This is a genomic window from Gemmobacter nectariphilus DSM 15620, assembly GCF_000429765.1.
Taxonomy (GTDB): domain Bacteria; phylum Pseudomonadota; class Alphaproteobacteria; order Rhodobacterales; family Rhodobacteraceae; genus Wagnerdoeblera; species Wagnerdoeblera nectariphila.
The window spans coordinates 37,974-64,777 of the sequence record NZ_AUCM01000006.1 but is presented as its reverse complement, the minus strand read 5'-3'; the positions used below and the strand labels follow the sequence as shown (position 1 = coordinate 64,777).

The window sequence follows — 26,804 nt, the reverse complement described above, 5'->3', positions numbered from 1 at the left end:
TGCGGGGTGTGTCGTGTCTGTTGGTCGTGTTCCCAGGGGTGTCCTGCCCGTCGTGACCTCGATGGTGTTCGCGGCATCCTCTGCATGGGCGCTGGATGGGGTGACCTTTGCGCTTCCGGGGGCATCGAAGGATCTGGCCGATTCGCTGCGTGGCGCCTCGCTGACCGAGGCTGCGCGGCGCGATGGCCGGACCGAAGCGCAGGAAATCTTCGGTGCCGCGCAGGCCGATTATGCCCGCCTTCTGGGCGCGCTGTATGCGGCGGGGCATTATTCCGGCATCATCTCGATCCGCATCGACGGGCGCGAGGCGGCGGATATCGCACCGCTGAACGCGCCTTCCCAGATTCGCAACGTGACCATCGAGGTGAAACCCGGCCCCGAGTTCACCTTTAGCCGGGCCGAGGCGGCGCCGCTGGCGCCGGGCACCCGCTTGCCCGGCGGGTTTGCGGTTGGCCAGCCGGCCTATTCCGGCACCATTCGCGATGCAGCGGATGCGGCGGTCGACGGTTGGCGCACCATCGGCCATGCCAAGGCCAAGGTGGGCAGCCAGCAGCTGACCGCCAATCATCCGCGTCATACGCTGGATGCGCGGCTTGGCATCGCCCCCGGCCCGCAGGCGCGGTTCGGCAAGCTGACTTTCAGTGGTCAGCAGCGGATGCGGCTGGCGCGGCTTTACAAGATCGCCGGGCTGAAAGAGGGCACGATCTATTCGCCCGAGGAATTGCGCAAGGCCGCCGACCGACTGCGGCGCACCGGCGTTTTCCGATCCGTCGCCATGACCGAGGCGGAAACCCTTGGCCCCGGCAACACGCTGGACATTGCGGCCAGCGTTTCGGAAATGCCGCTGCGCCGGCTGGGCTTCGGGGCAGAACTGACCAGCACCGAAGGCGCCACGGTTTCCGCCTATTGGCTGCATCGCAACCTCAATGGTGGCGGCGAGCGGCTGATGATCGAGGCCGAGGCGACCAATATCGGCGTCAAGGGCAGCGGCGGGATGGATTACAGCCTTGGCGTCACGCTGGAACGCCCTGCCACTTTTACACCCGACACCACCGCCAAGCTGACCCTGGGGGTCGAGCGGGTGAACGATTCGGGCAGCCGCACGGATCAGGCCTCGTTCGGATTTGGCCTGTCGCATATCTTCAACGACAAGCTGACCGGGCGGGCGGAGGTTGTTTACACCTTTGCCCACACGACCGATGCGAATGGCACCCGCAACTATCGCAGCCTCTCGTTGCCGGTTGGCCTGACATGGGATCGGCGCGACAATGCGCTGGACACCCGCAAGGGCTTCTGGATCGACGCCGAGGCAATGCCGTTCCTGGGGTTCGGGGGCACGGCTTCGGGTCTGCGCGGCACGGTCGATGCGCGCGGGTTCTATCCGCTGGGCAAGCGGATCGTTTTCGCGGCGCGCTTTCAGGGCGGGTTCATCGCGGGGGCCGCGCTGGACGATACGCCGACGGATTATCGCTTCTGGTCGGGCGGCGGCGGCACGGTGCGCGGCCAGCCCTACAAGTCGCTGGGGGTCACGATCGGCGGGGTCGCCTCGGGCGGATCGCGGTTCCTGGGCGGCTCGCTGGAGGTGCGGGGCAAGGTGACCGAAAAGATCGGCCTGGTCGGTTTCTTCGATTATGGCCGCATCACGGATTCCACGTTCAACGCTGGCGCCTTGTCCAGCTGGCACGCGGGCGCCGGCATTGGTGTGCGCTATGCAACCCCGGTTGGCCCCCTGCGGCTGGATCTTGCGGTTCCGGCTGGCGGGCGAAAGGGGGATGGCTTGCAGTTCTACCTTGGCATCGGGCAGGCCTTCTGATGCGGCGCGCGCTTCTTCTGGCAACATGTCTTGTCCCGCTGGGTGCCTTGGCCCAGCAAAGTGACGACCGCGGTTTTCTGACCGCCCTGCTGGAGGATAACCTGTCCGGCGCCGGGCGCGAGGTGCGGATCGAGGGGTTTCAGGGCGCGCTGTCCTCGCGCGCGCAGATCGCCGCGCTGACCATTGCCGACGATCAGGGCGTCTGGCTGCGGCTGACCGATGTGGCCCTGGACTGGAGCCGCGCCGCCCTGCTGGTCGGGCGGGTCGAGGTGAACAGCCTGACCGCAGGCAGCATCGAGCTGAAGCGCCTGCCCCAGACCGAAGCCGCCGCCCCCAGCCCCGAGGCGACGCCCTTTGCCCTGCCGGAATTGCCGGTTTCGGTGCGCGTGGGCGAAATGAAGGCCGACCGGATCAGCCTTGGCCCCACCATCCTGGGCGAGCCGGTCGAGGCCCGGCTAGAAGGCGGCGCCAACCTGTCGGGCGGCGAGGGTCAGGCCCAGCTGGTGCTGGAACGCACCGATGGCACCCTGGGCAAACTGGCGCTGAAAGGCAGCTTTGCCAATGCCAGCCGCGACTTGTCGCTGGATCTGTCCTTGCAGGAACCCCAGGGCGGGATCGCGGCTGGCATGATCGGCCTGCCGGGCAAGCCGGCGCTTGATCTGACCATTGCCGGCAAGGGACCGCTGAGCGATTTCACCGCCAATGTCGGGCTTGCCTCGGATGGGCAGGACCGTTTCGCCGGCAAGGTTTCGGTGGGCGGCGATGCCGATGGCAACCAGACCTTTGGCGCCGATCTGAAGGGCGATGTGACGCCGCTGTTCCTGCCCGAATACCGGGCCTTCTTTGGCCCCGATGTGGCGCTGTTCGCCAAGGGCAGCCGCTCGCCCGAAGGGCTGACCACGCTGGAGCGGTTGCAGATTCAGGCGGCGGCGCTGACGGTCGATGGTTCCGCGCAGATCGCGGCGGATGGCCTGCCCCAGCGGCTGAAACTCGCGCTGAACCTTGGCGCGACGGATGGGCAGCCGGTGCGTCTGCCGGTCTCGGGCGATCCGGTGCAGCTGGCCAGTGCGGTGCTGGCCCTGGACTACGATTCGCTGTCCGGGGGCGAAGGCTGGACCCTGACCGGCCAGATCGCGGGCCTTGATGCCCCGGCTGCCAAGGCCGCGCGGCTGGACCTGACCGGCAGCGGCCGCATTGCCCGCCAGCCCGATGGCCGCCAGGCCGTGGGCGGCGCGCTGACGTTCGAGGGTGTGGGGCTGGCCCCAGCCGATCCGGCACTGGCCGAGGCTCTGGGAAGTGCCCTGCGCGGCGCCGCCCGGTTCGACTGGGCCGAGGACCGGCCGCTGTCGATTTCCGAACTCGTGCTGCAAGGCACCGATTATTCCGCCGATGCCGCCGTGACCGTCGATGGTCCGGCCACCGCCCTGACCGTCGATGGCAAGCTGACCGCGCGGCTTGACGATCTGTCGCGCCTGTCGCGTCTGGCCGGGCGCGATCTGGCCGGGGCGGGGCAGCTGGATTGGCAAGGCGCGGTCACGCCGCTGTCTGGCGCCTTTGATGGTGTGGCCGATCTGCGCGGCACCAATATTCGCCTTGGCCAGCCCGAGGCTGACGCGCTGCTGCGCGGCACCAGCACGATCCGGCTGGATGCGGCGCGGGGCGAACAGGGCACGCAGATCCGCGCGCTGACTGTCAATGCGCAGACCTTGACGTTGGCCGGTCAGGGCTGGATCCGCTCGACGGGCCCCAGCCTGATGGCGCGGCTGGATTTCGCCGATATCTCCGTGCTGGGCGCGGATCGCGGCGGGCGGCTGGTGGCCGATGCGACCCTTGGCGGCTCGGCGCTGGACAATGACCTGACGCTGACGCTGAAGGGGCAGGGCACCGACCTGCGGACCGGCATCGCGCAGGCCGACGGTCTGCTGCGCGGCGCCTCGACGCTGGACATCGCCGCGCATCTGCTGGACGGCACGGTCACGGTGCAGCGGGCCACCGTTGCGGCCCCGACATGGACCGTGGCGGCCAGAGGCAGCCTGTCGGACACCGCGCGCGATCTGGCGGCGCAGTTCGATTTCGGCAACCTGTCGCTGGCAGGCGCGGGCTTTGGGGGCAGCCTGACAGGCGATGTCAGCTATAGCCTGACTGCCGGGCGCGAGGCCGCCCGTATCGAGGCCAGGGCGCAGGGCCTGTCGATCGGGCAGGCCGAGGCTGATCGGTTGCTGCGCGGCGCGACCAGCCTGTCAGTCAGCGCCAGCCGTCAGGACGGGGTGATCCGCCTGGAAGGGCTGCGGCTGGACAACCCGCAACTGACCGCCCGCGCGGATGCCCAGCAGACGGGCGATCGGCGGCAGGTCGATCTGACCGCGCGGCTGGTGGACATGGCCTTGCTGGTGCCGGGCGTTCCGGGCGCGCTGACCGTGGCCGGCCGGGTCGAGGAAGCCGCGGGCCGCCTGATGCTGGATCTGACGGCGCAGGGGCCGGGCGGGATCAATGCGAAGCTGGGCGGCACGGCGGCAAGCGACCTTTCCACCGTTGCGCTGACCGCCAACGGGACGGCCGATGCCGCGCTGGCCAATGCCTTTCTGGGGCCGGTCGCGGTGCGCGGGCCGCTGCGGTTTGACGTTGCAGCGAGCGGCAGGCCCGCCCTGCAATCGCTGTCCGGGCAGGTCAGCCTGTCAGATGGCCGCCTGACGCTGACCGATCCGCCCATGGCGTTTTCCGGGGTGCGGGTCACGGCCAACCTGTCGGGCGGCCGGGCCGATCTGGACATCCGGGCACAGTCGGATGCAGGCGGCGCGGTGACGGTCGCGGGGCCGGTCACCCTGGCGGCGCCCTATTCGGGCGATCTGCGCATCGCCTTGCAAGATCTGGTCCTGCGCGATCCTCAGCTTTATCGGACCCGGACCAACGGGGCGCTGACGGTGTCTGGCCCGCTGACAGGGGGGGCGCGCATTGCAGGCGATGTTACGCTGTCGGATACCGAAATGCGCATCCCCTCGACGGGGCTGGGCGGCGCGGCAGCGATTCCCGACCTGCGCCATATCGGCGAGCCGGCGGCGGTCCATCGCACCCGGGCCCGCGCCGGATTGCTGGACTCGCAGGCGGCCGGCTCTGCCGGGCCCGGCCGGGCGTTCCCGCTGGATGTGACGATCTCGGCCCCCAATCGGGTCTTCATCCGGGGCCGCGGGCTGGATGCCGAACTGGGCGGGGCGTTCCGCATCATGGGCAGCACGGCCAATGTCGTGCCCTCGGGCGGGCTGGAGCTGATCCGGGGGCGGCTGGATCTGCTGGGCAAGCGGTTTTCGTTCTCGGAAGGCCAGATGCAGATGGAGGGCAGCCTGATCCCGACCATCCGTCTGGTGGCGACCACCGATACCGTCGATGGAACAGCCAGCGTCGTGGTGGATGGCCCTGCCGATGCGCCGGGCATTCACTTCCTGTCCTCGCCCGAACTGCCCGAGGAAGAGGTGGTCGCCCGCCTGCTGTTCGGCCGCGGGCTGACGACGCTGACACCGATTCAGGCCGCGCAACTGGCCTCGGCCGTGGCGACGCTGACCGGCAAGGGCGGCAGCGGGGTCGTCGACAGGCTGCGCAAGTCGTTCGGTCTGGACGATTTCGATGTCACCTCGTCCGAGAATGGCGGCGCGGCGGTCAAGGCGGGCAAGTATCTGTCCGACAACATCTATGTCGATCTGACACTGGGCAGCAGCCAGGATTCGGAAGTGTCGATCAACCTTGATCTCAGCCCCAGCGTGACAGTGCGCGGGCGAACCTCGGCTGCGGGGAATACCGGGGTCGGCATTCACTTCGAACGCGATTACTAGGGGCGGGTCCCCTGATCCCGGCCCGTCAGCACGGCATTCACCGCCGCGCCCATCAGCACCGCCCAGGCGCTGAGATAGAACCACATCAGCAGCGCGATCACCGCCCCGATCGAGCCATAGACCTTGTTGTAATTGGCAAAGTTCGCCAGATAGATCGAAAATCCGGCCGAGGCGGCCAGCCATAGCAGCACCGCCACCAGCAGGCCGACGGACAACAGCGGCGGGCGCCGGCCAGGCAGGTTGGGGCCATAGCGGTAGACAAGACCGATTCCCATCACAGTCGAGATCGGCGCGATGGACCACCGCGCCAGCCCGATCAGATCCGCCTCGAACTGACCCAGCGGCACCAGCGCCAGGATGATCGGCACGATGATTCCCGCCGCCAGCGCCACCACAGCCGCCCCGACCATGGCCATGGTCAGCGCAAGCGACAGCGCCTGATGGTGGACCCCGCTGCGATTCTCGCGCCCGAAGATGGCGTTGATGCCCTGAACCAGCGCCGCCATGCCCGCGCGTGCCGACCACAAGGCAGCCCCAAGGCTGATGGCAGTGGTCCAGCCCAGCGTGCTTGCCCCGGCCCCGACAAGCCCGGTGACCTGTGCATTCAGGATCTCAAAGGCCTGGGGCGGCAGGAACTCGGCCAGATCGGCCATGTTCGCCGCAACCACATGCGGATCGGCGAACAGGCCCCAGATGGCGACCAGGGCACCAAGCGCGGGAAAGATGGCCAGAACGGAAAAGAACGCCACCCCCGCCGCGATCAGGCCAAGATGGCGCTGCGCGCTCAGCGTCCAGGCACGCAGGGCGACAATCACTGGCCGGCGTATGATGCCCGGCACGAATCGCAGAAGTTGGCCAACCATGTCTGCAAATGCGAAGGGGGCAGCCAAGGCTGCCCCCCGCGACATCCCCGAAGGGAATGCCGATCAATTGGTGGTCGTGGTGGTGGTGCCGTTGTTGGTGGCAGCAATCAGGCCCGCAGCGATAAGCGCGGTGATGATCGCTGCGGTCGCACCAGCGCCGCCCAGCGAGGTCACAGCAGCGCCAGCCGAAGCCTGAGCGAAAGCGGCCGGGGCGGTCAGCAGGGCAGCAGCAGCAGCCAGTGCAGCAATGGTCTTCTTTTCAATACTCCTCAGATAGGTCACTTGAGTTTTGATAGCATCGGCCAGTTTGCAAGTATAGCAAAAATCCCGGGGCCTAGTTCGCCGGGTTTGTCATGCGCAGCTTTCCGATCACAGTGCCCGTCCACTGGCGCGACTGCCTGATTTTTCCGCGGTTGTCGATCCAGTACTGATTCTCGAACACGTCGCCATCGCCGATGCAGACTTCGGTGATCGTGCGGGTCGGATAGCTGCGTTCCGCGATCACCAGCGTCTCCTGGCCTTCGGGGCGCAGGTGGCATTCGTATTGCAGATCAAGGGTCTGATCGGTGCCGTCAAGCACCTGATAGCTGCGCAGGTAGCTGGCATCACCCGAGGCAATGGTCGCGGCGGTCGGAACCTCGGCCGACATCAGGTCGGTCCCCAGCCCGCGGGTCGAAATCAGGACGCCATCGCGCAGCGTCAGCGAGACGGCATCAAGCGAGGCAAAGGTCTGCGCGCCGCTGTTCGCGCTGATCTGGCCAAAGATGCCGGCCCGCCCGTCTTTTTCAACCTGCATGATCAGCAGCGGGATCGGCGAGGCACCGACCTGTGCACGGGTCAGCTGGGGCACCACAGGTTTGGCCTTGCGGGCGGCGATCTGTTCCTTGAGCACCGCAGTGACAACCTTCATGCCGCCGACATCGGTATGATTGCCGCTGGCGCAGGCGGTCAGCCCAGAAATCAGTGTCAGCGCCAGAAGGCCGGGGCGCATCCGCGAAACCTGCCGGATCATCGCCAGACCCTCCCCCATTGATCGTCCGTGCGGTGCATGTGCCAGCTGCGGACCGTTTCATAAAGCCGGCCTGTCACATCCACCCGCGCGCCGCCGTCGCGCTGGATCGGGCGAATGGTCGTGCTGGCCGCAGCCCGCACAGGCGCGCCGATCAGCCAGTTTACCGGAATGGTCAGGCGGATCCCCTTGTCGAAGGACCCTTCGCCAAATCGCGCGGCCGACACGTTGGTCAGCGTCGCAAAGGCGCCGACACGCCAGCCATTGGCAAACTCGCGGTCCAGCGACAGTGTCGCGCCCAGATCGCCCGCCAGATACCGGCCGACATCAAGCTGCACATGATAGCCGCTGGGCAAGGCGTAATAGGCCGACACATGCCCGGTCGCGATGGCATAGTTGGCAAACCCGGTCGCCGAGGTGAACGAGCGCTGCTTGACATAGTTCAGCTCGGCCCCCAGGGCGAGGCGGCTGTCCACCGGCTTCCACAGCAGCTCGCCCGAGATGCCGCCATAGCCGCGTTCCAGATAGCCCGCGGTCACGCGGCTATAAAGGTTCGCACCGGGCCGCGCATACCAGGCCAGCGTTAGCCGCTCCAGCTCGTTGCTGCGGCGGCTGCGCAGATAATCGTCGGTCCGCACATGCGGCAGCACCGAGTTCGACGCCTTGTTGTATTTGCTGAGATTGCCGGCAAGGCGCTGGGTGACCGAGCCCGACAGATAAAGCCCGCGCGCCACCCGCAGCTCACCCGAAAGCCGCAGGCCGACGTCGGCGCGCACCGGACCCGACGGGTCGAACAGGCCATACCGCAGATAGGGCGACACACCCCAGCGCAGCGCGCGCTGCTTGTTCGGGCTTGGCACATGGCCGGGCGCAACGGTGGCCGCGTCCGAGAATTCCACCCGCTGGCGCAGCGCGGCGGCATTGTGCGGCTGATGTTCCAGCGATTCGATATCGGACCGGCGGACCCTGACGCGGGCCAGATCCATGCCGCGCTCGACCGGGACGATGTCGAAGGTCTCGACCGAGGCGGGCATCGTCGCGGTCAGCGCCCGCGCGGTGCGCCCGATCGCCTGGGCATTGGCATCGTAAAGCCGGTTCGAGATGCGCACCTCGACATGCGATCCCGTCACCGCCAGCGATTCCAGCACGACGCCTTCGGCCTGCAGCTGGTTGGCAACCTTGCCCCCCAGGCTGGTCGCCGCCGCAGTGCCGCCCGCGCTTGCCCAGCTGTCGGACCATGCGGCCGGATTGCTCTGCCGTGACGGCCTCAGCACCACCGGCGCCGGGGCAGGGCCGGAAATGCCGGTAATCGCCCGGCGCTTGGGGTTCAGCGCGATATTGGCCGAAAATCCAAGCGTCGAGCCATAGAGATAATAGGCGCCCAGCCGGACCCCTTCGGTCAGCTGATATTCCGCCCCGATGTTGAGGGCGCTGCGGCGGTTGAACAGGCCCTGCTTGCCTGCCTCTTCGCTATAGGCATCAGAGGAATATTCGAACTTCAGCCCCAGCTTGTCGGAGACCTGCCATTCGATCCCGCCAAAGGGGGCGATGGGGCCACGGAACCATTGCTTGATGTTGGGCGTGCCGCCCGTCGCGGTTCCCGGGGCCGGGCGCGTGCCAAGATTGGCGAACGAGCCAAAGCTGCCAAGGCGCCCCCAGCCCAGACCAGCCGTCACCTTGACGCGGGGGCTGACATGTTTGGTCGCCACGACATATTCGCCGGAAAACAGCCCGGTTCCGATGAAATCCTGCAGGCCGATCGTCACCGCGGGCCACCAGAGTCCCTCGTTCAGCAGGCGATAGCGGATGTCGAAGCTGCGGTCATAATAGGTGTCGTTCGGGCCGAAGCCGCCCAGCGTCAGGCCGCGCACCCCCGTATAGCGAAAGCTGCCTTGCAGGCGCGGGCTGATCTGGAAGGTCAGGGTCGTTCGCGTCGTGCGGCCGAACCGCGACACGTTCAGCGAGAAATCGCCATCGGGCTGCCCTTCGGCCGACGGCATGTCGATCAGCCCGGTCACCCCATAGAAGTTGAGCGTCGGCCGGGTTTCCGCCAGCGCTGCCATCGGCACGGCAGCCGTCAGCAACAGCGCGGCAGCAGGGCGGGCCGAAAAGCGGCGCCAGTCGGAAAGGATCATGCGGCGGTCCCTCGTGGTTTGCCGCACCTTAGGCGAGCGGTTCCCCCACGGCAAGCCGCGTGGCGGCGGTTATCGCTTGCCGCGCCGTCCCGGCAAAACCTTTGCCGCTGTTTCAATCATCAAGGAAAGATCAAGGCAGATCGAGCGCCGTTTCTGGTAGATCAGATCCAGCCGCGCCTTGCGCGGAATGCAGCGGCGCACATAGACGGCATCGGTTTCCTCGGGGGTGCGGCATTGCGCCAGCAGCCATTCCTCGTGCCGGTGAAAATGCAGGCTGGCAAGGCCGGTGATGCCGGGGCGCGATTGCAGGACACGGGCATAGATGTGCGGAAACCGCTCGACATATTCGCGCAGCGGCGGGCGGGGGCCGACAAAGCTCATGTCGCCCTTCAGCACGTTCCACAGCTGGGGCACCTCGTCCAGACGGGTGCGGCGCAGCAGGCGGCCGGTGGCGGTGATGCGGCTGGCCTTGTCGCCCCCCGAAACCCCGCTGTTCGCGCCGGGATCGGCCATGCGCATCGTGCGCAGCTTCCACAGGGCAAAGGGTTGGCCAGGCGCCTTCATCCGCTCGGCCACATAGAACACCGGCCGACCTTCGCGCCACAGCAGCCACAGCAGCAAAAGGCCGAACGGCAGCGCCAGAATGGCAATCAGCAGCAGCGCGACAGCCAGATCCAATGCCCGTTTCGCAGGTGTCATGCCGACATCGCCCCTTTCCATTCTGCCGCAAGCCCGGCGGCGGTTTCCGCCTCTGGCACGGGCGGCACCAGCGCCGCAAGGCGCGTGCAGTCCATGGCGACCTGCTGCACGGCCTGCGGCCCGGCCGGCTGCCAGTCAAAGCCGACCCCGGCCGCTGCCAGCAGATCCGCCATGGCGACAGGGCGCTGCCCGGCCACGTTCAGCGCCAATGGCAACGTCTCGCCCGCGATGATGCGGCGCGCCAGCGCCTCGACCACCCGGGCCAGCATCCGCGGCCCGACATAGGACCGCATCGGCCCGCTGCCATCGGCGAACTGGTCCAGCGCCACCCGGCGCCCCGAGGCGATCACGGTGCCCAGCATGTCGGCCCCCGCCACATTGCCCAGCCGCAGGGCGCACAGTGCGGTGCCGCTGCCGCGCAGGTGCTTGGCCATCGCCTGTTCCATGTCCAGCTTTGCTGCGCCATAGGCCTGCGGGTGATCGGGCGGCGTCTCTTCGGTCGCGCCTTCAGGCGGCGTCGCGCCATAAACCGCCATGGTCGAGGCCAGCAGGATGCAGCCAACCCCCGCCTTGATCGCCGCCTCGGCCACATCCAGCCCGATGCGGCGGTTCTCGGCCAATGCCGGTCTGTCGCCCGAGGTAATGCCAGACAACAGCAGAACGACCCGCGCGCGCGGCAGCGCCATTCCCGGCGTCCAGGCCGCCCAGTCAGGCGCTGCGCCCGCGCTGCGGCCCTGCCACAGAACGCGCAGCCCCTTGGCCTGCCAATGCGCCCGCATCAGCCGCCCCACCTTGCCGGTGGCGCCCATGACCAGAATATCAGCCCTGTTCATCCTGCCCCCTGTTGTCCGGGCCATCCTTGCCCCGCCCGGCCGCCCCCGTCCAGCATCTGCATGCTTCACCTTGCCTCAAATACCCATGCGACGGCGCCGCCCCGCCCCCGGTTCGAGGGGTGGCCCTGCTGCACCGCATCATGGTATCAGGGGGGATGATCCGCATCGCCCTTGTCCTTGCCATCATGCTTGCCGCGCTGCCCGTGCAAGCGGATCCCCGCATCACCTGCCGGGGGCCTGGTGGCGGGCATCTGGGGACGGGTCCGGCCTGTTCCAGCCTGACGGCCCTGCTGGCGGGGCACAATGTCACGGTGACACTGGAACTGACGCGGGACGAGCCGCAGGCGCTGGCCGGGCGGCTGGTCTGGCAGACCGGCGGGCGGACGGTCAGCGGCCCGGTGGTCGAGGTCACGGCCTCGGAACGCCCGCTGGACGCCCGCGCGGGCGAGCGGCTGGCGCTCGGCCTGGTGCAGGTCAGCGATCTGCCCTGAGCGGAGATTTCGCAGTCTGCTGCACTTCTTGAACAGGCATGTCACGATCCTTGCCGGCGTCGCAGGGGGGCTTTCATCTTTGGGGCCTACGCGGCCGCACCGCGGCCACGGTCCTCTCCGATCCCTCTTGTCCTGACGGCCAATTCACCCCCCGAGGATATTCGGATCAAGTCGAAATATGGCTGATCGAACGGGGGTGGGTGCTGCGCGCCTTTGCGTGGGCCTAGCCCCCGTGTTCCGGCGCGATCAGTGCCCCTTCGGCGCCGCCCGAAATGCCGGCGGCATTCGCCTCGTCGGTGTCGATGTGCATTTCGGTAAAGGCATTGGGCTGCACGCGGACAATGACGCCGGAAAAGGTCATGCCGCGGCCTGTGCCGGTGACGCGCACCTCGACCTCTTCCTTGTCGCTCACGCCCCAGCGGTCGGCATCGTCCGGGTGCATGTGGATGTGCCGCGCGGCGATGATCAGCCCATCGGTTTCCACCGTGCCCGCGGGCCCGATCAGGCGGATCTTTGGCGTGCCGTCCAGATCGCCTGACAGCCGAACCGGCGCCTCGACCCCCAGCGCGAAGGTATCGGTGCGCGAGACCTCGATCTGGGTGCGGCTGCGGGTCGGGCCCAGCACACGGACATGATGCAGCGCGCCCTTGGGCCCCTCGATCGTCACCTTCTGGTGGGCGGCGAAGTTGCCTGGCTGGCGCAGCGGGAATTCTGCGCTCAGCGTGGCGCCGGGGCCGAACAGCGCCTCGACATCGGCCTGGCACAGATGGACATGCCGGGCCGAGACCGCGACCGGCAGCACCAGCCGCGCGCGGCGCGTGACCGCCAGCGCGGCGGCGGTTTCGCGGGCGATCTGCAGCTGTTCCTGTGTTTCGGTGACGATCACCCGCACCCGGCCGCCCCAGGCCTGCAATTCGGGCGCCGCGCGGTTGGCCAGATCGACATGCTGGTTGCGGTCGATGTCCAGCGTGACGCCCATGAATTCCAGCCCGTCGCAGATCCGCCGCCGCATCGAGGCCGAATTCTCGCCAATCCCGCCGGTAAAGACCAGCGCGTCGATCCCGCCCATCGCCGCCGCATAGGCGCCGATGTATTTGCGGGCGCGATAGGCATAGATTTCGATGGCCAGCTGGGCTGCAGGATCGCCGGCCGCGGCCCGGTCCTCGGCATCGCGCATGTCGGGGCTGCCGGTCAGCGCCTTGAGGCCCGAATCGTTGTAAAGCGCGGCTTCGATCTGCGCGACGTCCAGCCCAAGTTCGCGCGACAGGAACCCGAAGGCGCCCGGGTCGACATCGCCGGACCGGGTGCCCATCACCAGACCTTCCAGCGGGGTCAGGCCCATGGACGTGTCCATGCTGCGCCCCCGGTTGATCGCGCAGACCGAGGCGCCATTGCCCAGATGGCAGGACACGATCTGAAGCCGCTCGACCGGCTGGCCGATCACCTCGGCCGCGCGCAGGGCCACATATTTGTGCGAGGTGCCGTGAAAGCCGAACCGCCGCAGCCCGGCCTCGCGCCAGAGCAGCGGCACGGCATAGGTGGTTGAAAAGGCGGGCGCCGTCATGTGGAACGAGGTGTCGAACACCCCCACCTGCGGCAGGCCGGGCCAGATCTGCTGCGCCAGCCGGACAGCGGCCAGATTGGCCGGGTTGTGCAGCGGGGCCAGCGGGGTCAGATCCTCGATGGCGGCCAGTGTCGGGGCGTCCATCAGGGCGGGTTTGTCGAACCTTGCCCCGCCATGGGCGATGCGGTGGCCGATGGCATTGATCCCGTCGATCCCGTGGCTTGCCAGAATGCCCGGCACGGCAGCAATTGCAGCGGCCATGTCGCGGTGCGGGGCGCGGCTGTCGTGGCGGGTGCCATCCACGGTCAGTTTCAGATCGCAGCCATCTTCGGCAAAGCGGTCGAACCCGCCCTTGAGGCGCAACACCTCGGCGCCGCCCATGTCGTAAAGGCCGAATTTCAGGCTGGAACTGCCCGCATTGAACACCAGTGTCCGCATCTCACCTCTCCGCTTTGGGGCAGAATGCCGCGCTGCGGTGACATGCGAAAGACGCAAGGGCGCCGCACATGGCGTTTTGTGGCTGGGCCGGTCCGTGGCAGACTGCCTGCAGATCATGGAGGCAAGGATGCGCCGGGTTGTCTGGGGATTGGTCGGGCTGATCGGTGGCGGGGCCATCGCCCTGGCCGCAGGGCTGGCCGCGGCCGAGATGTGTCACATCTCGCAGGCCGAAGGGGCCTATGCGATGGGGCTGGTGTTCTTCTGGGTGCCGCTGGGGTCGGTCATCGGGGCGATTGCGGGCGCCGTCCTTGGCGCCCGCAAGGCGGGTTAGTCGCTCAGCCCGCCCATGCGGCAGACCAGCGCCCATTCCTCGGGCGTGACCGGCTGCACCGACAGACGCATCGAGGTGACAAGCGACATGTTGGCCAGTTCCGGCGTCGCCTTGACCTGCTTCAGGCTGACCGGCTGCGGCATCGGCTTGACCGCGCGGATATCGACGCAATCCCAGCGGGTATCCTCGCCTGCCGTGCTGTCGGGATGCGACAGGGCGCAGACCTCGGCGATGCCGACGATCTCCAGCCCGACGTTGGAATGATAGTAGAACACCTGGTCGCCCAGTTCCATCGCCCGCATGTTGTTGCGGGCCTGGTAGTTGCGCACGCCGTCCCATTGCTCGCCCCGTGCGCCGGTGGCGACCAGATCGTCCCAGCTGAAGACGTCGGGTTCGGATTTCATCAGCCAGTAGCGCATCAGCCGATCACCTTGCGCCATTCGCGGATGGTGACATCGGAAAACAGTCCGGCCTTGGCATAGGGGTCGGCGGCGGCAAAGGCCTCGGCCTCGGCGCGGTCGGCCACGTCGATCACCACCAGCGATCCGGTGGGCTTGTCATCGGCGATGAACGGGCCGGCAAAGACCACCTTGCCGCTGGCGTTCAGGAAGTCGAGATGCGCGGGGCGGTTGTCCAGCCGGGTTTGCAGCGCGCCGGGCTTGTCGATGCAGGTCAGGGCAAAAAGCATTCATTCCTCCTTGAGCGGGCGGGTCATCAGGGTTTGCACGGCTTCGGCAATGCCGATCTGTCCGGTGGTGACGGCCACGACCATCTGCGTCACGGGCACCTCGGCCGCCATGTCCAGCGCAGACGCGCGGGCAAGCACGGCGCGGGCGGTGGCCAGACCCTCGACCGTGGCCGAGGCGTCGGGCGGCGTGCCCTGACCCAGCGCAAGGCCGTGGCGAAAGTTGCGCGATTGCGCCGAGGTGCAGGTCAGCACCAGATCGCCCAGGCCCGACAGCCCGGCCAGCGTTTCCGCCCGCGCCCCAAGCCGCGCGGCCAGGCGGACCATTTCCGCATAGCCCCGCGTCATCAGCGCCGCGCGCGCGCTGTCGCCAAGGCCCGCGCCCATGACGATCCCGGCCGCAATGGCGATCACGTTCTTCAGCGCGCCGCCCAGCTCGGCCCCGGCCACATCGGCGGTGCGGTAAAGCCGCAGCGTCGGGGTGGACAGCTGCGCCTGAAGCAGCGCGCCTTCCGCATCACTGGCGCAGGCCAGCGTCAGCGCCGTCGGCAGGCCGCGCGCGATGTCTGCGGCAAAGCTGGGCCCGGTCAGCACCGCCGGGGTGGCTGCGGGGCAATGCGTCTCGACCAGCGCCGAGGGGCCGCGCAGCGTGGCAAGGTCGATCCCCTTGCAGCACAGCACCAGCTGGCTGCCGTCCAGCCGTGCGGCATGATCGGCCAGGAACCGGCCAAGCGCCTGCATGGGCACCGCCAGCAACACCGGCGCGCTGCCGGGGGCGGGCAGGGATTCGGTCAGCGTGATGGTGTCGGGCAGCACAACACCCGGCAGCAGCGGGTTTTCGCGGGCATCCGCCCAGTCCAGCCGCCGACCCCACAGCGTGACCGGCCCGTTGGCCGCCAGCGCCACCGCCAGCGCGCTGCCAAAGGCGCCCGCGCCCAGAACCAGCGTCATGCCTTGGCCCCCTTCTTGCCGGCGCCCAGCATGGGGGCCGCGCTCTGGTCCAGCGGCCAGCGCGGGCGCGCGGACAGGTCCAGCCCGTCGCGATGGCCCAGCCGGAACCGCTCGATCCCCGCCCAGGCGATCATCGCGGCATTGTCGGTGCACAGCCTCAGCGGCGGGGCAAGGAAGGGCACGCCCGCCGCCGCAGCCACATCGGTCAGACGAGCGCGAATGACGGTATTCGCGGCCACCCCGCCCGCGACGGCAAAGGCGGTCATGCCGGGATGGGCCGCCAGCGCGCGGCGGGATTTTTCGGCCAGCACATCGGCCACGGCGGCCTGAAATCCCGCGCACAGATCGCGGCGGTCCTGCACGGTCAGCCCCGATTTTTCTGCAATCACCCCGTCGCGCGCCCGCAGCAGCGCGGTTTTCAGCCCCGAGAACGACATGTCACACCCCGGCCGGTCCAGAAGCGGGCGGGGAAAAGCGAAACGGCGGGGATCGCCCTGCGCGGCCTCGCGCTCGACGGCGGGGCCGCCGGGCTGGGGCAGGCCCAGCAGCTTGGCGGTCTTGTCAAAGGCCTCGCCCGGGGCATCGTCGATGGTGCCGCCAAGGCGGGCATAGGTTTCGGGGCCGTCCACGCGCAGGAACTGGCAATGCCCGCCCGAGACCAGCAGCATCAGATAGGGATAGTCCAGCCCATCCGTCAGCCGGGGGGTCAGCGCGTGGCCGGCCAGATGGTTGACCCCGACCAGCGGCAATCCGGTCGCGGCGGCCAGACCCTTGGCGCACATCACGGCGGCCAGAACCCCGCCGATCAGCCCTGGCCCTGCAGTCACGGCAATGCCGTCCATCTGCCCCAGCGTCAGGCCGGCGGCGGCCAGCGCCTCTTCGACGGCAAGGTCGATGCGTTCGGCATGGGCGCGGGCCGCGATTTCGGGGACCACACCGCCAAAGGCCGCGTGCAATGCCTCTTGCCCGGCGACGACCGAGGACAGGATCTGCGGCGCCTCGCCCGGCGCATGGCGCACCACGGCGGCTGCGGTATCGTCGCAGCTGCTTTCCAGCCCCAGGAATGTCAGCGTTTGCGCCATGCACCCTCCACCCCGTTGCCGGGGGTTGTCGTTGCAGGTAACACCGGACCCATGGCCGCACAATCCCGCCCGACCCTTCTGTTGACCCGGCCCGAGCCTGCCGCGACGCGATTCGCCGCGCAACTGCGCGAGAGGTTCGGGGACGGGCTGGAAATCCTGTCCTCGCCCCTGATGGCGCCGGTGTTTCTGGCGCCGACCCTGCCGGGCGGCTGGCAGGGCACGATCTTCACCTCGGAGACGGGGGTCGAAGGGTTGCGGCGCCTGACGGGCAGGCGCGGCCCCGCGGTCTGCGTCGGCCCGCGCACCGCCGAGGCCGCACAGGCCGCAGGCTGGCAGGCCGAGGTCATCGGCGGCGATGCCAATGGGCTGGTCGCCGCCCTGACCAGGCAGCCCCGCCCGGGCCTCTGGCTGCATGCGCGGGGGCGCGAGGCGGCAGGGGATCTGGCGGCCCGGCTGCGCACGGCTGGCATGTCGGTGACCGAGGCCATCGTCTATGCCCAGGAGCCGCGCCCGTTGACCGAAGCCGCCCGCGCCCGGCTGATGGAGGGGGCGCCGGTGATCGTGCCGCTATTTTCCCCGCGCAGCGCCGGGCTTTTCGTGGCACAAACAGGGGGGACGGTCGCGCCGCTGCTTGTCGCCGCGATCAGCAAGGCGGCAGCAGATGCGGTCGGGCCGCTGGGCGCGCTGCGCGTGGAATGTGCCCCGACGCCCGACGGGCCGGGGATGCTGACGGCGCTGGCGCGTCTGATGGGCGCAGGTGCAGGCGCTTGAACCCCGGCGGGGGATCGCTAGGTTAGTTCCTTGGGGCGAGTGGACAGCGGAAGGAGGCAAGCATGGCCGGGAGCAGGAAAAAATCCGACGAAACGGCTGATCTTGCCGAAGATGGGGCGACGGCTTCGGCTGGCGCCGAACCCGCGCCCGCCAAAGACCTTGGTGCGGCGCCTTTGGTCCCGGATGCAGAGGTGATCGCCGAGGCGCCGGTCGAGGATCGTGCCCCTGCGGAACTGCCGGACCCTTCCGAGGAACGCCCGGACCCCGCGTCGACCAGCGCATCCGCGCCGCCCGTGGCCGAACCGGCCCGCCAACCTGGGCCGCCCCCCGAACCGTCGCGGGGCGGCAACCCGCTGATGCTGGTGCTGGGCGGCGTGGTCGCGGCCGGGCTTGGCTTTGGTCTGGCGCAGGTGGTGCCGAATGGCTGGCCGCTGGCCTCGACGGGCGAGCAGCTGGCCAGCATTGAATCGCGGCTGGCGGCCCAGGATCAGAAACTTGCCTCCCTGGCCCCCGATCAGACCCTGGCCGACCGGATCGCCACGCTGGAGGCGCGGGTGCAGGGCCTGCCCGACCCGACGGCCGATCTGGCCGCGCTGCGCGCCGAGCTGGCCGATCTGAAACAGCAGGCCAGCGCCCCGGCCGCCGATCTGACCCCCGACATCGCGGCCCTGAAATCCGAAATCGCCACCCTGCGCGGCGAAGTGTCCGCGATCCCCAAGGATGGCAGCGCAGAATTGCAGGCGCTGAAAGCCGCAGCTCAGGCCGAACGCGAAGCCGCCGAGGCGCGTGCCGCCGCCTTGCGGGCCGAGGCCGAGGCGACAGCCCGGTCAGCCGTGGCGCGCGGTGCGGTGCTGCGCGTGCAGGCGGCGCTGGACGCGGGCGGGGCGTTTGACACGGCGCTTGACGATCTGGGGTCGGCCGGGATCACCGTTCCGGTGGCGCTGTCCGCGCACGCCGAAGGCCTGCTGACGCTGGCACAATTGCAGACCGCCTTTCCTGACGCCGCCCGCGCCGTGCTGGCCGCGACGCAAAAGCCGGGGGCCGATGCGACGGTATCGGAACGGCTGGGCGCCTTTCTCAAGGCGCAGACCGGGATGCGCGCGTTGACCCCGCAAGAGGGGGATGATCCCGATGCCATCCTGTCGCGGGCCGAAGCGGCCCTGCACAAGGGCGATCTGACCGGCGCGCTGGCCGAGCTGGACGCCCTGCCGCCCGAAGGCGCCGCAGCGATGGCCGACTGGCGCGCCAAGGCCGATGCCCGCGCCGAAGCCGCCGCCGCCCTGGCCACATTGGCCACCGATCTCAACGCGAAATAGGAGGCCGAGATGCTCTGGTCGCTTGCCAAGGCCCTTCTATTCTTCGCGCTGGTTGCCGCGCTGACCTGGGGGGCGTCGATCCTGTCGGAAACCGGCGGCGGGATCCGCATATCCATGCTGGGCTGGGAGGTCACGCTTGGCCCCCTGCAGGCCGCGATTGCCGCGCTGCTGCTGGTTGCCGGCATCTGGCTGCTGATGCGCATTGCGGGTCTGGCCATTGCGGTGCTGCGCTTTCTCACGGGCGATGAAACCGCCCTGTCGCGCTATTTTGACCGCAACCGCGAACGCCGCGGCTATGCCGCCCTGTCCGAGGCGATGATGGCGCTGGCTGCTGGAGAAAACCGTGTGGCCGCCGCCCGCGCCGCCAAGGCGGAAAAGCTGCTGGATCGCCCGGACCTGACCACCCTGATTACCGCCGAAGCCGCCCAGGCCGCAGGCGAGCGCACCAGAGCCGAGGCCGCCTATCGCAAGCTGCTGGCCGACGAGCGCAGCCGCTTTGTCGGTGTGCGCGGGCTGATGAAGCTGAAGCTGGAAGAGGGCGATACCGAAACGGCGATGAAGCTGGCCGAAAAGGCGCTGGCGCTGAAGCCGAAACATACCGAGACGCAGGATATCCTGCTGCAGCTGCAGACCGGCGGCAAGAACTGGCAAGGTGCGCGCCAGACCCTTGGCGCCAAGCTGAAAACCGGCGCGCTGCCCAAGGATGTCTGGCGCCGCCGCGATGCCGTGCTGGCGCTGCAAGAGGCGCGGGTTCTGCTGGATGACGCCTCGACCATCGAGGCGCGCGAGGCGGCGATTGCCGCCAACAAGGCCAGCCCCGATCTGATCCCCGCCGCCGCCATGGCCGCGCGCAGCTATATCGAACAGGGCAACGCCAAGGCCGCTGCCCGCGTTTTGCGCAAGGCATGGGAGGCGCAGCCCCACCCCGACCTTGCCGCCGCCTTTGCCGAGGTCGTGCCCGATGAAAGCCCGGCCGCCCGCGTGCGCCGGTTCCATGCGCTGACCGACATCAAGCCCGACCACGAGGAAACCCGCCTTCTGATGGCCGAGCTGAACATCGCGGCCGAGGATTTTCCCGCCGCCCGCCGCGCGCTGGGATCGCTGGTGACCGATCATCCGACGGCGCGGGCGCTGACCATCATGGCGGCCATCGAACGTGGCTCGGGCGCCGACGATGCGGTCGTGCGCGGCTGGCTGGCACGGGCGCTGACGGCGCCGCGCGGCCCGCAATGGGTGTGCGAGAAGTGCCACGCCGTCCATGCCGCCTGGGATCCGGTCTGTGACAATTGCGGCGGGTTCGACACCCTTGCCTGGACCGAGCCGCCGGAAACCAGCGGCCCCAGCCCGACCCAGACCGAGATGCTGCCCCTGATCGTCGGCCGCCCGGCGGCTGCCGAGCCCGCGCCCGAACATCTGGCCGGCACCGGCCCCAAGGATGCCCCTGTGGAAGACGCCGAGGCCGCCGAAGGCGCGCGCGACATCACCCCCGCCGAGCCGGAACCCAAAGGCCCCGTCACACCCGAGGAACTCGCACGCAAAGGCGCATTTTAGGGCTACACAGTCCCGTGGCCCGGTGCTAAGAGCACCGCGGACCTTGCGATCCGGCAGGAACGTATGGTCCGTGGTGTGGCCCGGTTCCTGACCGTGCTGCGTCAGATGCCGGTGTAGCTCAGCTGGTAGAGCACGTCATTCGTAATGATGGGGTCGGGGGTTCGAGTCCCTTCACCGGCACCACTTTCCAGCGAAAAGCCGCGCAGCCCGGATGGGGTGCGCGGCTTTCGTCGTTCATGGGGTCCGGCAGGATGGTGGGCCGGGGTCAGGCGATCCCTGGCGGTTGCACGCCGGTGTCGCCTTGGCCTGCGATCAGGCCCTCAGCTCGTGAAAGCGCCGCCCGAACCAGACAGATCCGCGTACATCCGGCTGCGTGGCGATGTCCACCACCTCGCAGAACATCACGTCATGTGTGCCGATGGTCTGACGCAGCGTGATGCGGCAGTCGAACGACACCGAGGCCCCGACCAGCATGGGCGATCCGGTGACGCCGGTCCGCCATTCGGCCGGGGCAAAGCGGTCTGCCATCGGAGTCTTGCCGCCGAACAGCATCGCCAGATCCTGATGAGCGGGCCCGACGGTGTTCACGCATAGCCGGTCATTGCCCAGGAATGCAGGCGCGGCGGAACTGGAACGGTTGATGCACACCAGCAGCGTTGGCGGCTGATCGGTGACCGAACAGACGGCCGAGGCGGTGAACCCCGCCCGTCCGGCCGGGCCATCGGTGGTGACTATGTTCACGGCGCCTGCCAGGCAGGACATGCCGTCGCGAAACGCCTCGCGCGAGACATGGGCAAGAACTTCGTCGGTGTGGGTATCTGTCATGGCAAGGTCTTTCCTGTTGTCCCGTTCCAATGGGATGTGGCCCCGGATCAGGCCTTGGCAAGGATCGGGCCGGCCAGCCCGGCGATGGCCAGGGCGGTGCGGTCGGCATAGCGGCGGGTGATGACACTGATCCCCAGCGGCAGCCCCGATGGCCCGGTCAGGCCCGGCACGGAAACCACGGGCACATGCAGCAGCGTCCAGATCGAGTTCATCGAGGCATCGCCCGTCATCTCCTGCCCGACCGGCGCCTCGCCGCAGGCCGACGGGGTGATGATCGCGTCGAACCCTTGCAGCAGGTCATCCAGCCGCGCGCGGCAGCGGTCGGCCAGGGCATAGGCGGCACGCATGTCCTCGGGCGTCAGGCCGGTGCGGTTCTCGACCTTGGCGAGGAATTCGTCGTGCAAGGTGTCGGGGGTGGCGCGGGCCTCGTTCAGAAAGGCAGCGCGGCCCTCGCGCGTCAGGATGCGCTCATGCGCTTCGGGCAGGCCGTCGAAGTCGGGCGGCAAGTCCAGATCGGTGACGCGGGCCCCGGCCTGTGCCAGCAGGTCTGCCGCCGTCGCCAGCGCATCGCGCATCGCCGGTTCGGTCCGGTCCCATGTCGGCGTGCGGCACAGGCCGATGCGCAGCCCGGCCAGCTGGGCCGGTTCAGGCGACGGGTCCAGATCGAAGACATCGGCCAGCAGCTTCAGATCGTCACAGTCGGCCGCATAGAGGCCCAGCGTATCGCAGGTCAGCGAATAGACCTTGAGCCCTTCGCGCGAGATGACGTTCCACGTGGGTTTCCAGCCCCAGATCCCGTTGAACGAGGCCGGGCGGATGGTCGATCCGCCGGTTTGGGTGCCAAGGGCAATGGCGCACATGCCGGCCGCAACCGCCGCCGCCGATCCCGAGGACGACCCGCCGGGCGTGCGCGTCAGATCGTGCGGGTTGCGCGTCTTGTCGCCGCGCTGGGTGGCGGCAAATTCGGTGGTGACGGTCTTGCCCAGGATGATCGCGCCGGCCTGCCGCAGCGTGTCGATGCAGGCCGCATCAACGCCGGTTGCCACGCCGCGATAGCGCGCGGTGTTGTGGCCGGTCGGCATGTCATGGGTGGCGATTACGTCCTTGACGCCCACCGTCACGCCGGCCAGCGGCCCCTTGGCCGGGCGGGCGTCGATCGCGCTGGCCTGAGCGCGCACCAATGCCGGATCAAGGAATTCAAAGGCCTGAACCTCGGGTTCGCGGGCGGCGATGGTGGCCAGCGTGGTTTCGGCAACCTCGGTCGCGGTGCGGCGGCCAGCGGCCAGGTCAAGGGCGATGCTGCGGGCGGTCATCGGGGGCGTGGGCATTGCGGCACTCCTGTCTTTGATCGACAGAAAGCATGAATGCGCAGCGCACGCGCCCGATGTTTCCTCATGCCGGGGCACGAGAAATCCTCAACACCTCAGATGGCGTGCAGCATCTGGTTGGGGCTGACCGATTCCAGCAGCCAATCCTTGAACCGTTGCAGACGCGCGCGGCTTTCGGGCTTCCAGGGGGTCATCATGTAATAGGGGCTGCGCACCGAAAACGGCTGGCCGACAACCACCAGCTCGCCCTTTTCCAGCGCCTGTTCGATCAGCAGCGAGCGGCCCAGCAGCACCCCGACCCCGGCCCTTGCCGCATCCACCCCGGTGCTGGAGGTGTTGAAGCGCGGCCCATGCGCGAGGTCGCTGCGCGAGATCCCGGCCTCGGCGAAATAGCTGGTCCAGTCGGACAGATTGCCGTCATATCCCATCAGGGTGCGGTCGACATGGATCAGCGGTGCCTGGCGCAGCACCTCGACCGGATCATTGCCGAACCGGGCCGCCAGCGCAGGCGCGCAGACCGGCACGATCTCTTCCTCGAACAGCGGTTCCACCTGGCAATCCAGCTGGCTTTGCCAGTTGCAGATGCGAATGTCGGCCTCGCGCCCTTCGGCCTCCTTGCGGGAAATGAAGGTCGACAGGTTCAGTTCCAGATCGGGCTCGCGTTCCAGGAACTTGCCGATCCGCGGCATCAGCCACAACGAGGTGACCGAGGCCGAGGCCGCAATCGCCATGCTGCGGCTGTCCTCGGCGCGGGCGCGGTTCATGGAAAGGACGGCATCGTCGATCAGATCCAGCGCCCGGGTGATGCTGACCAGATTGGCCGATGCCTCGGGGGTCAGATACATGCGGCTGTTGCGCCGCACGAACAGTTCCGTTTGCAGGAAATCCTCCAGCAGCCGGATCTGGTGGCTGACGGCGGTGGGGGTCACGCACAATTCGTTGGCCGCCTTGGCGACCGAACTGTTGCGCGCGACCGCTTCAAAAGCGCGGATCGCATTCAGGGGAACTCGTTTGCGCATGGCAGATTCCTCGTGCGCCCCGACAGGGGGTGATTCCAGAGTCCTCCCGACATCCATCTGATCGCGAAAGAAATGTATTATCCATATGATATGCGCCCCCGCGCACGGGGCGGCGGGGGCAGCTGCCCAGCTTTTGGGCAAACGCGGGTGGGGGCGATTAACCAGACGGCGCCCGGTCAGAGGCTGGCATAGACCTCGGGGCGCAGGTTCGCGCGAAAATCCCATTCGGCGCGCATCGCGGCCTGGCGGTCCAGGTCGATTTCGGCGGTGACCACTTCATCCCCATCGGTAAGCGCATGGGCCAGCACGTCGCCTTCGGGTCCGGCGATCAGGCTGTCGCCGATATAGCGGGTGCCGCCCTCGACTCCGGCCTTGCCGGCCGCGATGACATGCGTCGAGTTGAAGAACGCCCCGCCGCAGACGGACATCCGCGCCGCCGCGCGGCCCCGTTCCAGCGTGCCATCGTTCAGCACCGGGGTGTTGAAGCCGATGCAGAACACCTCGGCCCCGCCCAGCATCAGGCTGCGGTAGCTTTCGGGAAAGCGGCGGTCATAGCAGATCAGCCCGCCGGCGCGGACCGGGCCCAGATCATGGACCGCAAAGCCCAGATCGCCGGGCAGGAAGTAGCGCTTTTCAAGGATCGTGGTTTCCTTGGCGGGGTCGGGTTCGACAAAGCCGGGGATATGCACCTTGCGGAACTTGCCGACCTCGGTGCCCGAGATGTCGAAGAACGACATGGTGTTGTAGATGCCCCCCGGCTGCCGTTCGGCCCAGCTGGCCACCACCGCCATGCCATGTTCGGCGCCCTTGGCGGCGATCGCGGCCAGGGCGGCGGCATTCGCAGCCTCGTCCAGATGCGGGTCAAGGGCGGCCGGATCGTCGTGCACGCTTGAGGCGAAATAGGGCGTCAGCGCCAGTTCGGGCAGCACTGCCAGTTTGGCGCCCCGGGCGGCAGCCTGATCCAGCAACGCAAGGATACGCGCAAGCGTTTCGTCCATCGTGTCCGAGGCAGGGCCAAGCTGGACGGCGGCGGCAATGAAATTCGTCATGGGGTCAGGCCGTTTTCCGAAGGGATGAGGTTGCGATGATCTCCAGCGCGCGCGCCTCGTCGATCACGTCGCAGATCTTGAAGGTCAGATCGAACAACGAGGCGGCATGGCTCATCTGGATGCGGTCAAAGACGCCTTCCTCGACCACACTCATGCGAAAGCCGGCCGCTTCGCCATCGACGCAGGTGGCCCGCACACAGCCCGAGGTGGAATTGCCCACGACAATCAGCCCGTCGACGCCCAGCTCGGCCAGGATCGGCACAAGGTTGGTATAGGCAAAGCAGGACGGCGTCTGCTTTTCGATCAGGATGTCGCCGGGTTGCATGGCGACGGCGGGCTCGATCTCGCTGCGTGGGTCAGTTGCCGCAAAGACGCCCGACTCTGCCGCCTTGCGGCCGGTATAGGTGTGGAAGACGTGCTTGGAATAGATCACCGGCATTGCGGCGGCGCGGGCGGCGGCCAGCAGGCGCTGTTGCACCGGAATCGCAGCCCAGGCATGGGGGCCGCAGGCGCCGGGAAAGCGGTCCAGCTGTTCGCTGATCGGCCGGTCCTCGCCGCAGGCGGTGACCTGCATGTCGATGACCAGCAGCGCGTTGACCCGGCCCGGCCTCTTGGGCGCGCGAAGCTTTCCATTGGCAAAGACCCTGCGGTCTTCCTCGGTCATGTAGGTTTCCCAGACGCGCGGCATGGGGCACAGTCCTTGATGGTTCCTTTTGCCGAAAACCTAGGCGTAGGGGCCACCTTGTGGCGACTGCGGAATTCTTGCCTGCAGGATGAGAATTCATCAGCGCCGGGGGCCTGCCCAATCCTGCGGCGCCCGGCCTGCAATTGCGCCATTGCATGGGCCTTGCCGAGGCAGGGCTTGGGTTCCTTGCGGCTGACAATTGGGGTTCGCGGCACATTCTCTCGGCGCTGGAACGGAACGGCGGTGTCGCCTGGCACCCTGCTGAGCCGACCCAGGTTTTTCATCTGCCACCGAAACGGGCAATCTGCCTGTTCCTGCGGCGTTTTTACATGCGCAACATATTGAGGACGTGAGATTTTTTGTGCCATTGCCCTGCGAATAACTCCTTTGAATTCGCCCCCGTCACAGGGCGAGGATGGTGGAAAGAAACACCGACAGGAGAGACGTTCATGGACATCGGCATCTTCATCCCGATCAACAACAATGGCTGGCTGATCTCGAAGACCGCCCCGCAATACATGCCCAGCTTCGAGATGAACCGGCAGATCGTCGAAAAGGCCGAGAGCTACGGCTTTGACTTTGCGCTGTCGATGATCAAGCTGCGCGGCTTTGGCGGCGATACCGAATTCTGGGATCACGGGCTGGAAAGCTTTACCCTGATGTCGGCGCTGGCGGCGACCACCAAGCGGATCAAGCTGTTCGCCTCGTCCGCCATCCTGACGTTGCCCCCGGCGATTGTCGCGCGGATGATTTCCACCATCGACAATATCGCCCCGGGCCGCATCGGCGTGAACATCGTGACCGGCTGGGCGCCCAACGAATACACCCAGATGGGCATGTGGCCGGGCAACGACTATTTCGGCTACCGCTATGACTATGCGACCGAATACGTCCAGGTCATGCAGGATCTGTGGGAAAAGGGCAGCTCGGACTTCAAGGGCAAGTATTTCCAGATGGAGGACTGCAAGCTCTCGCCCCTGCCCAAGGAACCGATCGAGATCGTGGCGGCCGGCCAGTCGGGCCGCGGGATGGAATTCTCGTCGCAGTTCACCAACTATTCCTTTGTGAACGGCAAGGGGCTGAACAACCCGCAAGGCCACGCCCCGACCGCCGCGGCGCTGCTGGAAGCGGCCGCCAAGACCGGCCGCGACGTGGGCGCCTATGTGCTGATGATGGTCATCGCCGATGAAACCGACGAAGCCGCGATGGCGCGCTGGAAGTCCTATCAGGAAGGCGCCGACATGGGCGCGCTGGCCTATATGGGCGTGCAGGGCGCGGCCGATACCAACGCGGCCGACAATTCGACCGCCAAGCACATCAACCTGCCCGATGGCGCGATCAACTTCAACATGGGCACCTTTGTCGGCTCTTATGCGACCGTGGCCAAACTGCTGGACGAGGCAGCCGCCGTGCCGGGCACCAAGGGGCTGATGCTGACCTTTGATGACTTCCTGGGCGGGCTTGATGCCTTTGGCACCCGGATCCAGCCGCTGATGGCCTGCCGTGACAAGGTGAACCAGCTGGCGGCCGAATAAGCTGTCG

At 67.9% G+C, this 26,804-nt stretch carries 24 protein-coding genes and 1 tRNA gene; 9 read left to right on the top strand and 16 right to left on the bottom strand.

The window, feature by feature from the left end; all coding sequences use genetic code 11:
* Window positions 1-13: 13 nt before the first annotated feature.
* On the top strand, window positions 14-1,813 hold the full coding sequence (locus G481_RS0107025; RefSeq protein ID WP_245594937.1) for an autotransporter assembly complex protein TamA: 1,800 nt from the start codon (window positions 14-16) through the stop codon (window positions 1,811-1,813).
* Window positions 1,814-1,860: 47 nt separating this feature from the next.
* The gene (locus G481_RS0107020; RefSeq protein ID WP_161630510.1) at window positions 1,861-5,637 is read left to right on the top strand and encodes a translocation/assembly module TamB domain-containing protein; all 3,777 of its coding nucleotides are present in this window, start codon (window positions 1,861-1,863) and stop codon (window positions 5,635-5,637) included.
* On the opposite strand, the gene G481_RS23120 is transcribed toward G481_RS0107020, so the two are convergent.
* The 6 genes from G481_RS23120 to G481_RS0106990 form a co-directional block, all read right to left on the bottom strand.
* Window positions 5,634-6,500, bottom strand: a complete 867-nt coding sequence (locus G481_RS23120; protein ID WP_161630509.1) for a YihY/virulence factor BrkB family protein — start codon at window positions 6,498-6,500, stop codon at window positions 5,634-5,636. The two genes, G481_RS0107020 and G481_RS23120, sit on opposite strands and share 4 nt — an antisense overlap.
* A gap of 63 nt (window positions 6,501-6,563) precedes the next feature.
* A complete protein-coding gene (locus G481_RS25820; RefSeq protein WP_154664545.1) occupies window positions 6,564-6,782 on the bottom strand; it encodes a hypothetical protein in 219 nt (72 codons plus the stop codon).
* Window positions 6,783-6,834: 52 nt separating this feature from the next.
* Complete coding sequence (locus tag G481_RS23115) at window positions 6,835-7,512, bottom strand: YjbF family lipoprotein (RefSeq protein WP_161630508.1); 678 nt, start codon at window positions 7,510-7,512, stop codon at window positions 6,835-6,837.
* Complete coding sequence (locus G481_RS0107000; protein ID WP_028029390.1) at window positions 7,509-9,644, bottom strand: YjbH domain-containing protein; 2,136 nt, start codon at window positions 9,642-9,644, stop codon at window positions 7,509-7,511. The genes G481_RS23115 and G481_RS0107000 overlap by 4 nt, the downstream gene beginning before the upstream one ends.
* A 69-nt stretch (window positions 9,645-9,713) precedes the next feature.
* Window positions 9,714-10,343 (bottom strand): sugar transferase, encoded by a 630-nt coding sequence (locus G481_RS0106995; protein ID WP_028029389.1) that lies wholly within the window; start codon window positions 10,341-10,343, stop codon window positions 9,714-9,716.
* Window positions 10,340-11,176 carry an NAD-dependent epimerase/dehydratase family protein gene (locus G481_RS0106990; protein WP_028029388.1) on the bottom strand — a complete coding sequence of 279 codons (837 nt, stop codon included), beginning with the start codon at window positions 11,174-11,176 and terminating at the stop codon, window positions 10,340-10,342. The genes G481_RS0106995 and G481_RS0106990 overlap by 4 nt, the downstream gene beginning before the upstream one ends.
* Window positions 11,177-11,331: 155 nt before the next feature.
* Between G481_RS0106990 and G481_RS0106985 the strand changes: the two genes are divergently transcribed.
* Window positions 11,332-11,667 carry a hypothetical protein gene (locus G481_RS0106985; protein ID WP_028029387.1) on the top strand — a complete coding sequence of 112 codons (336 nt, stop codon included), beginning with the start codon at window positions 11,332-11,334 and terminating at the stop codon, window positions 11,665-11,667.
* 223 nt (window positions 11,668-11,890) lie between these two features.
* On the opposite strand, the gene G481_RS26640 is transcribed toward G481_RS0106985, so the two are convergent.
* Complete coding sequence (locus G481_RS26640; RefSeq protein WP_028029386.1) at window positions 11,891-13,669, bottom strand: acetate/propionate family kinase; 1,779 nt, start codon at window positions 13,667-13,669, stop codon at window positions 11,891-11,893.
* A gap of 127 nt (window positions 13,670-13,796) precedes the next feature.
* Here G481_RS26640 and G481_RS23110 point away from each other — a divergent pair, with 127 nt between their 5' ends.
* Window positions 13,797-14,000, top strand: coding sequence for a hypothetical protein (locus tag G481_RS23110; protein ID WP_154664544.1), 204 nt, complete (start codon window positions 13,797-13,799; stop codon window positions 13,998-14,000).
* Here G481_RS23110 and G481_RS0106970 read toward each other — a convergent pair.
* The 4 genes from G481_RS0106970 to tsaD are packed head-to-tail and all read right to left on the bottom strand — an operon-like array spanning window position 13,997 to window position 16,718.
* Window positions 13,997-14,419, bottom strand: a complete 423-nt coding sequence (locus tag G481_RS0106970; RefSeq protein WP_028029385.1) for an EVE domain-containing protein — start codon at window positions 14,417-14,419, stop codon at window positions 13,997-13,999. The genes G481_RS23110 and G481_RS0106970 overlap by 4 nt on opposite strands.
* Window positions 14,419-14,688, bottom strand: a complete 270-nt coding sequence (locus G481_RS0106965) for a YciI family protein (protein ID WP_028029384.1) — start codon at window positions 14,686-14,688, stop codon at window positions 14,419-14,421. The genes G481_RS0106970 and G481_RS0106965 overlap by 1 nt, the downstream gene beginning before the upstream one ends.
* Entirely contained in the window at window positions 14,689-15,636 is a 948-nt protein-coding gene (locus tag G481_RS0106960) for an NAD(P)H-dependent glycerol-3-phosphate dehydrogenase (protein ID WP_028029383.1), read from the bottom strand.
* Window positions 15,633-16,718, bottom strand: a complete 1,086-nt coding sequence (gene tsaD / locus G481_RS0106955; protein ID WP_028029382.1) for a tRNA (adenosine(37)-N6)-threonylcarbamoyltransferase complex transferase subunit TsaD — start codon at window positions 16,716-16,718, stop codon at window positions 15,633-15,635. The genes G481_RS0106960 and tsaD overlap by 4 nt, the downstream gene beginning before the upstream one ends.
* A 51-nt stretch (window positions 16,719-16,769) precedes the next feature.
* On the opposite strand from tsaD, the gene G481_RS0106950 reads away from it, so the two are divergent.
* From G481_RS0106950 to G481_RS0106935, 4 genes are all read left to right on the top strand, one after another.
* A complete protein-coding gene (locus G481_RS0106950) occupies window positions 16,770-17,489 on the top strand; it encodes a uroporphyrinogen-III synthase (RefSeq protein WP_028029381.1) in 720 nt (239 codons plus the stop codon).
* Between the two features lie 62 nt (window positions 17,490-17,551).
* Complete coding sequence (locus G481_RS23105) at window positions 17,552-18,805, top strand: COG4223 family protein (RefSeq protein WP_051294360.1); 1,254 nt, start codon at window positions 17,552-17,554, stop codon at window positions 18,803-18,805.
* A gap of 9 nt (window positions 18,806-18,814) precedes the next feature.
* Window positions 18,815-20,356, top strand: a complete 1,542-nt coding sequence (locus tag G481_RS23100) for a heme biosynthesis protein HemY (RefSeq protein ID WP_084450698.1) — start codon at window positions 18,815-18,817, stop codon at window positions 20,354-20,356.
* Between the two features lie 107 nt (window positions 20,357-20,463).
* A tRNA-Thr gene (locus tag G481_RS0106935) sits at window positions 20,464-20,539 on the top strand.
* 129 nt (window positions 20,540-20,668) lie between these two features.
* On the opposite strand, the gene G481_RS0106930 is transcribed toward G481_RS0106935, so the two are convergent.
* The 5 genes from G481_RS0106930 to G481_RS23095 form a co-directional block, all read right to left on the bottom strand.
* Complete coding sequence (locus G481_RS0106930; RefSeq protein ID WP_028029380.1) at window positions 20,669-21,181, bottom strand: flavin reductase; 513 nt, start codon at window positions 21,179-21,181, stop codon at window positions 20,669-20,671.
* Between the two features lie 47 nt (window positions 21,182-21,228).
* Entirely contained in the window at window positions 21,229-22,509 is a 1,281-nt protein-coding gene (locus tag G481_RS0106925) for an amidase (RefSeq protein ID WP_051294359.1), read from the bottom strand.
* A 95-nt stretch (window positions 22,510-22,604) separates the two neighbouring features.
* The gene (locus G481_RS0106920; protein WP_028029378.1) at window positions 22,605-23,528 is read right to left on the bottom strand and encodes a LysR substrate-binding domain-containing protein; all 924 of its coding nucleotides are present in this window, start codon (window positions 23,526-23,528) and stop codon (window positions 22,605-22,607) included.
* 176 nt (window positions 23,529-23,704) lie between these two features.
* Entirely contained in the window at window positions 23,705-24,577 is an 873-nt protein-coding gene (locus G481_RS0106915; RefSeq protein ID WP_028029377.1) for a nitrilase-related carbon-nitrogen hydrolase, read from the bottom strand.
* Between the two features lie 4 nt (window positions 24,578-24,581).
* Window positions 24,582-25,265 (bottom strand): isochorismatase family protein, encoded by a 684-nt coding sequence (locus G481_RS23095; protein ID WP_051294358.1) that lies wholly within the window; start codon window positions 25,263-25,265, stop codon window positions 24,582-24,584.
* 446 nt (window positions 25,266-25,711) lie between these two features.
* Between G481_RS23095 and rutA the strand changes: the two genes are divergently transcribed.
* Window positions 25,712-26,797 carry a pyrimidine utilization protein A gene (rutA, locus tag G481_RS0106905; RefSeq protein WP_028029376.1) on the top strand — a complete coding sequence of 362 codons (1,086 nt, stop codon included), beginning with the start codon at window positions 25,712-25,714 and terminating at the stop codon, window positions 26,795-26,797.
* Window positions 26,798-26,804 lie beyond the last annotated feature (7 nt).

Bases quoted from the DNA above. Each gene is read 5' to 3' on its own strand.
- G481_RS23120 (WP_161630509.1), bottom strand. From the start codon at position 6,500: ATGGTTGGCCAACTTCTGCGATTCGTGCCGGGCATCATACGCCGGCCA.
- G481_RS23115 (WP_161630508.1), bottom strand. From the start codon at position 7,512: ATGATCCGGCAGGTTTCGCGGATGCGCCCCGGCCTTCTGGCGCTGACA.
- G481_RS0107000 (WP_028029390.1), bottom strand. From the start codon at position 9,644: ATGATCCTTTCCGACTGGCGCCGCTTTTCGGCCCGCCCTGCTGCCGCG.
- G481_RS0106995 (WP_028029389.1), bottom strand. From the start codon at position 10,343: ATGACACCTGCGAAACGGGCATTGGATCTGGCTGTCGCGCTGCTGCTG.
- G481_RS0106990 (WP_028029388.1), bottom strand. From the start codon at position 11,176: ATGAACAGGGCTGATATTCTGGTCATGGGCGCCACCGGCAAGGTGGGG.
- G481_RS0106985 (WP_028029387.1), top strand. From the start codon at position 11,332: ATGATCCGCATCGCCCTTGTCCTTGCCATCATGCTTGCCGCGCTGCCC.
- G481_RS26640 (WP_028029386.1), bottom strand. From the start codon at position 13,669: ATGCGGACACTGGTGTTCAATGCGGGCAGTTCCAGCCTGAAATTCGGC.
- G481_RS23110 (WP_154664544.1), top strand. From the start codon at position 13,797: ATGCGCCGGGTTGTCTGGGGATTGGTCGGGCTGATCGGTGGCGGGGCC.
- G481_RS0106970 (WP_028029385.1), bottom strand. From the start codon at position 14,419: ATGCGCTACTGGCTGATGAAATCCGAACCCGACGTCTTCAGCTGGGAC.
- G481_RS0106965 (WP_028029384.1), bottom strand. From the start codon at position 14,688: ATGCTTTTTGCCCTGACCTGCATCGACAAGCCCGGCGCGCTGCAAACC.
- G481_RS0106960 (WP_028029383.1), bottom strand. From the start codon at position 15,636: ATGACGCTGGTTCTGGGCGCGGGCGCCTTTGGCAGCGCGCTGGCGGTG.
- tsaD (WP_028029382.1), bottom strand. From the start codon at position 16,718: ATGGCGCAAACGCTGACATTCCTGGGGCTGGAAAGCAGCTGCGACGAT.
- G481_RS0106950 (WP_028029381.1), top strand. From the start codon at position 16,770: ATGGCCGCACAATCCCGCCCGACCCTTCTGTTGACCCGGCCCGAGCCT.
- G481_RS23105 (WP_051294360.1), top strand. From the start codon at position 17,552: ATGGCCGGGAGCAGGAAAAAATCCGACGAAACGGCTGATCTTGCCGAA.
- G481_RS23100 (WP_084450698.1), top strand. From the start codon at position 18,815: ATGCTCTGGTCGCTTGCCAAGGCCCTTCTATTCTTCGCGCTGGTTGCC.
- G481_RS0106930 (WP_028029380.1), bottom strand. From the start codon at position 21,181: ATGACAGATACCCACACCGACGAAGTTCTTGCCCATGTCTCGCGCGAG.
- G481_RS0106925 (WP_051294359.1), bottom strand. From the start codon at position 22,509: ATGCCCACGCCCCCGATGACCGCCCGCAGCATCGCCCTTGACCTGGCC.
- G481_RS0106920 (WP_028029378.1), bottom strand. From the start codon at position 23,528: ATGCGCAAACGAGTTCCCCTGAATGCGATCCGCGCTTTTGAAGCGGTC.
- G481_RS0106915 (WP_028029377.1), bottom strand. From the start codon at position 24,577: ATGACGAATTTCATTGCCGCCGCCGTCCAGCTTGGCCCTGCCTCGGAC.
- G481_RS23095 (WP_051294358.1), bottom strand. From the start codon at position 25,265: ATGCCGCGCGTCTGGGAAACCTACATGACCGAGGAAGACCGCAGGGTC.
- rutA (WP_028029376.1), top strand. From the start codon at position 25,712: ATGGACATCGGCATCTTCATCCCGATCAACAACAATGGCTGGCTGATC.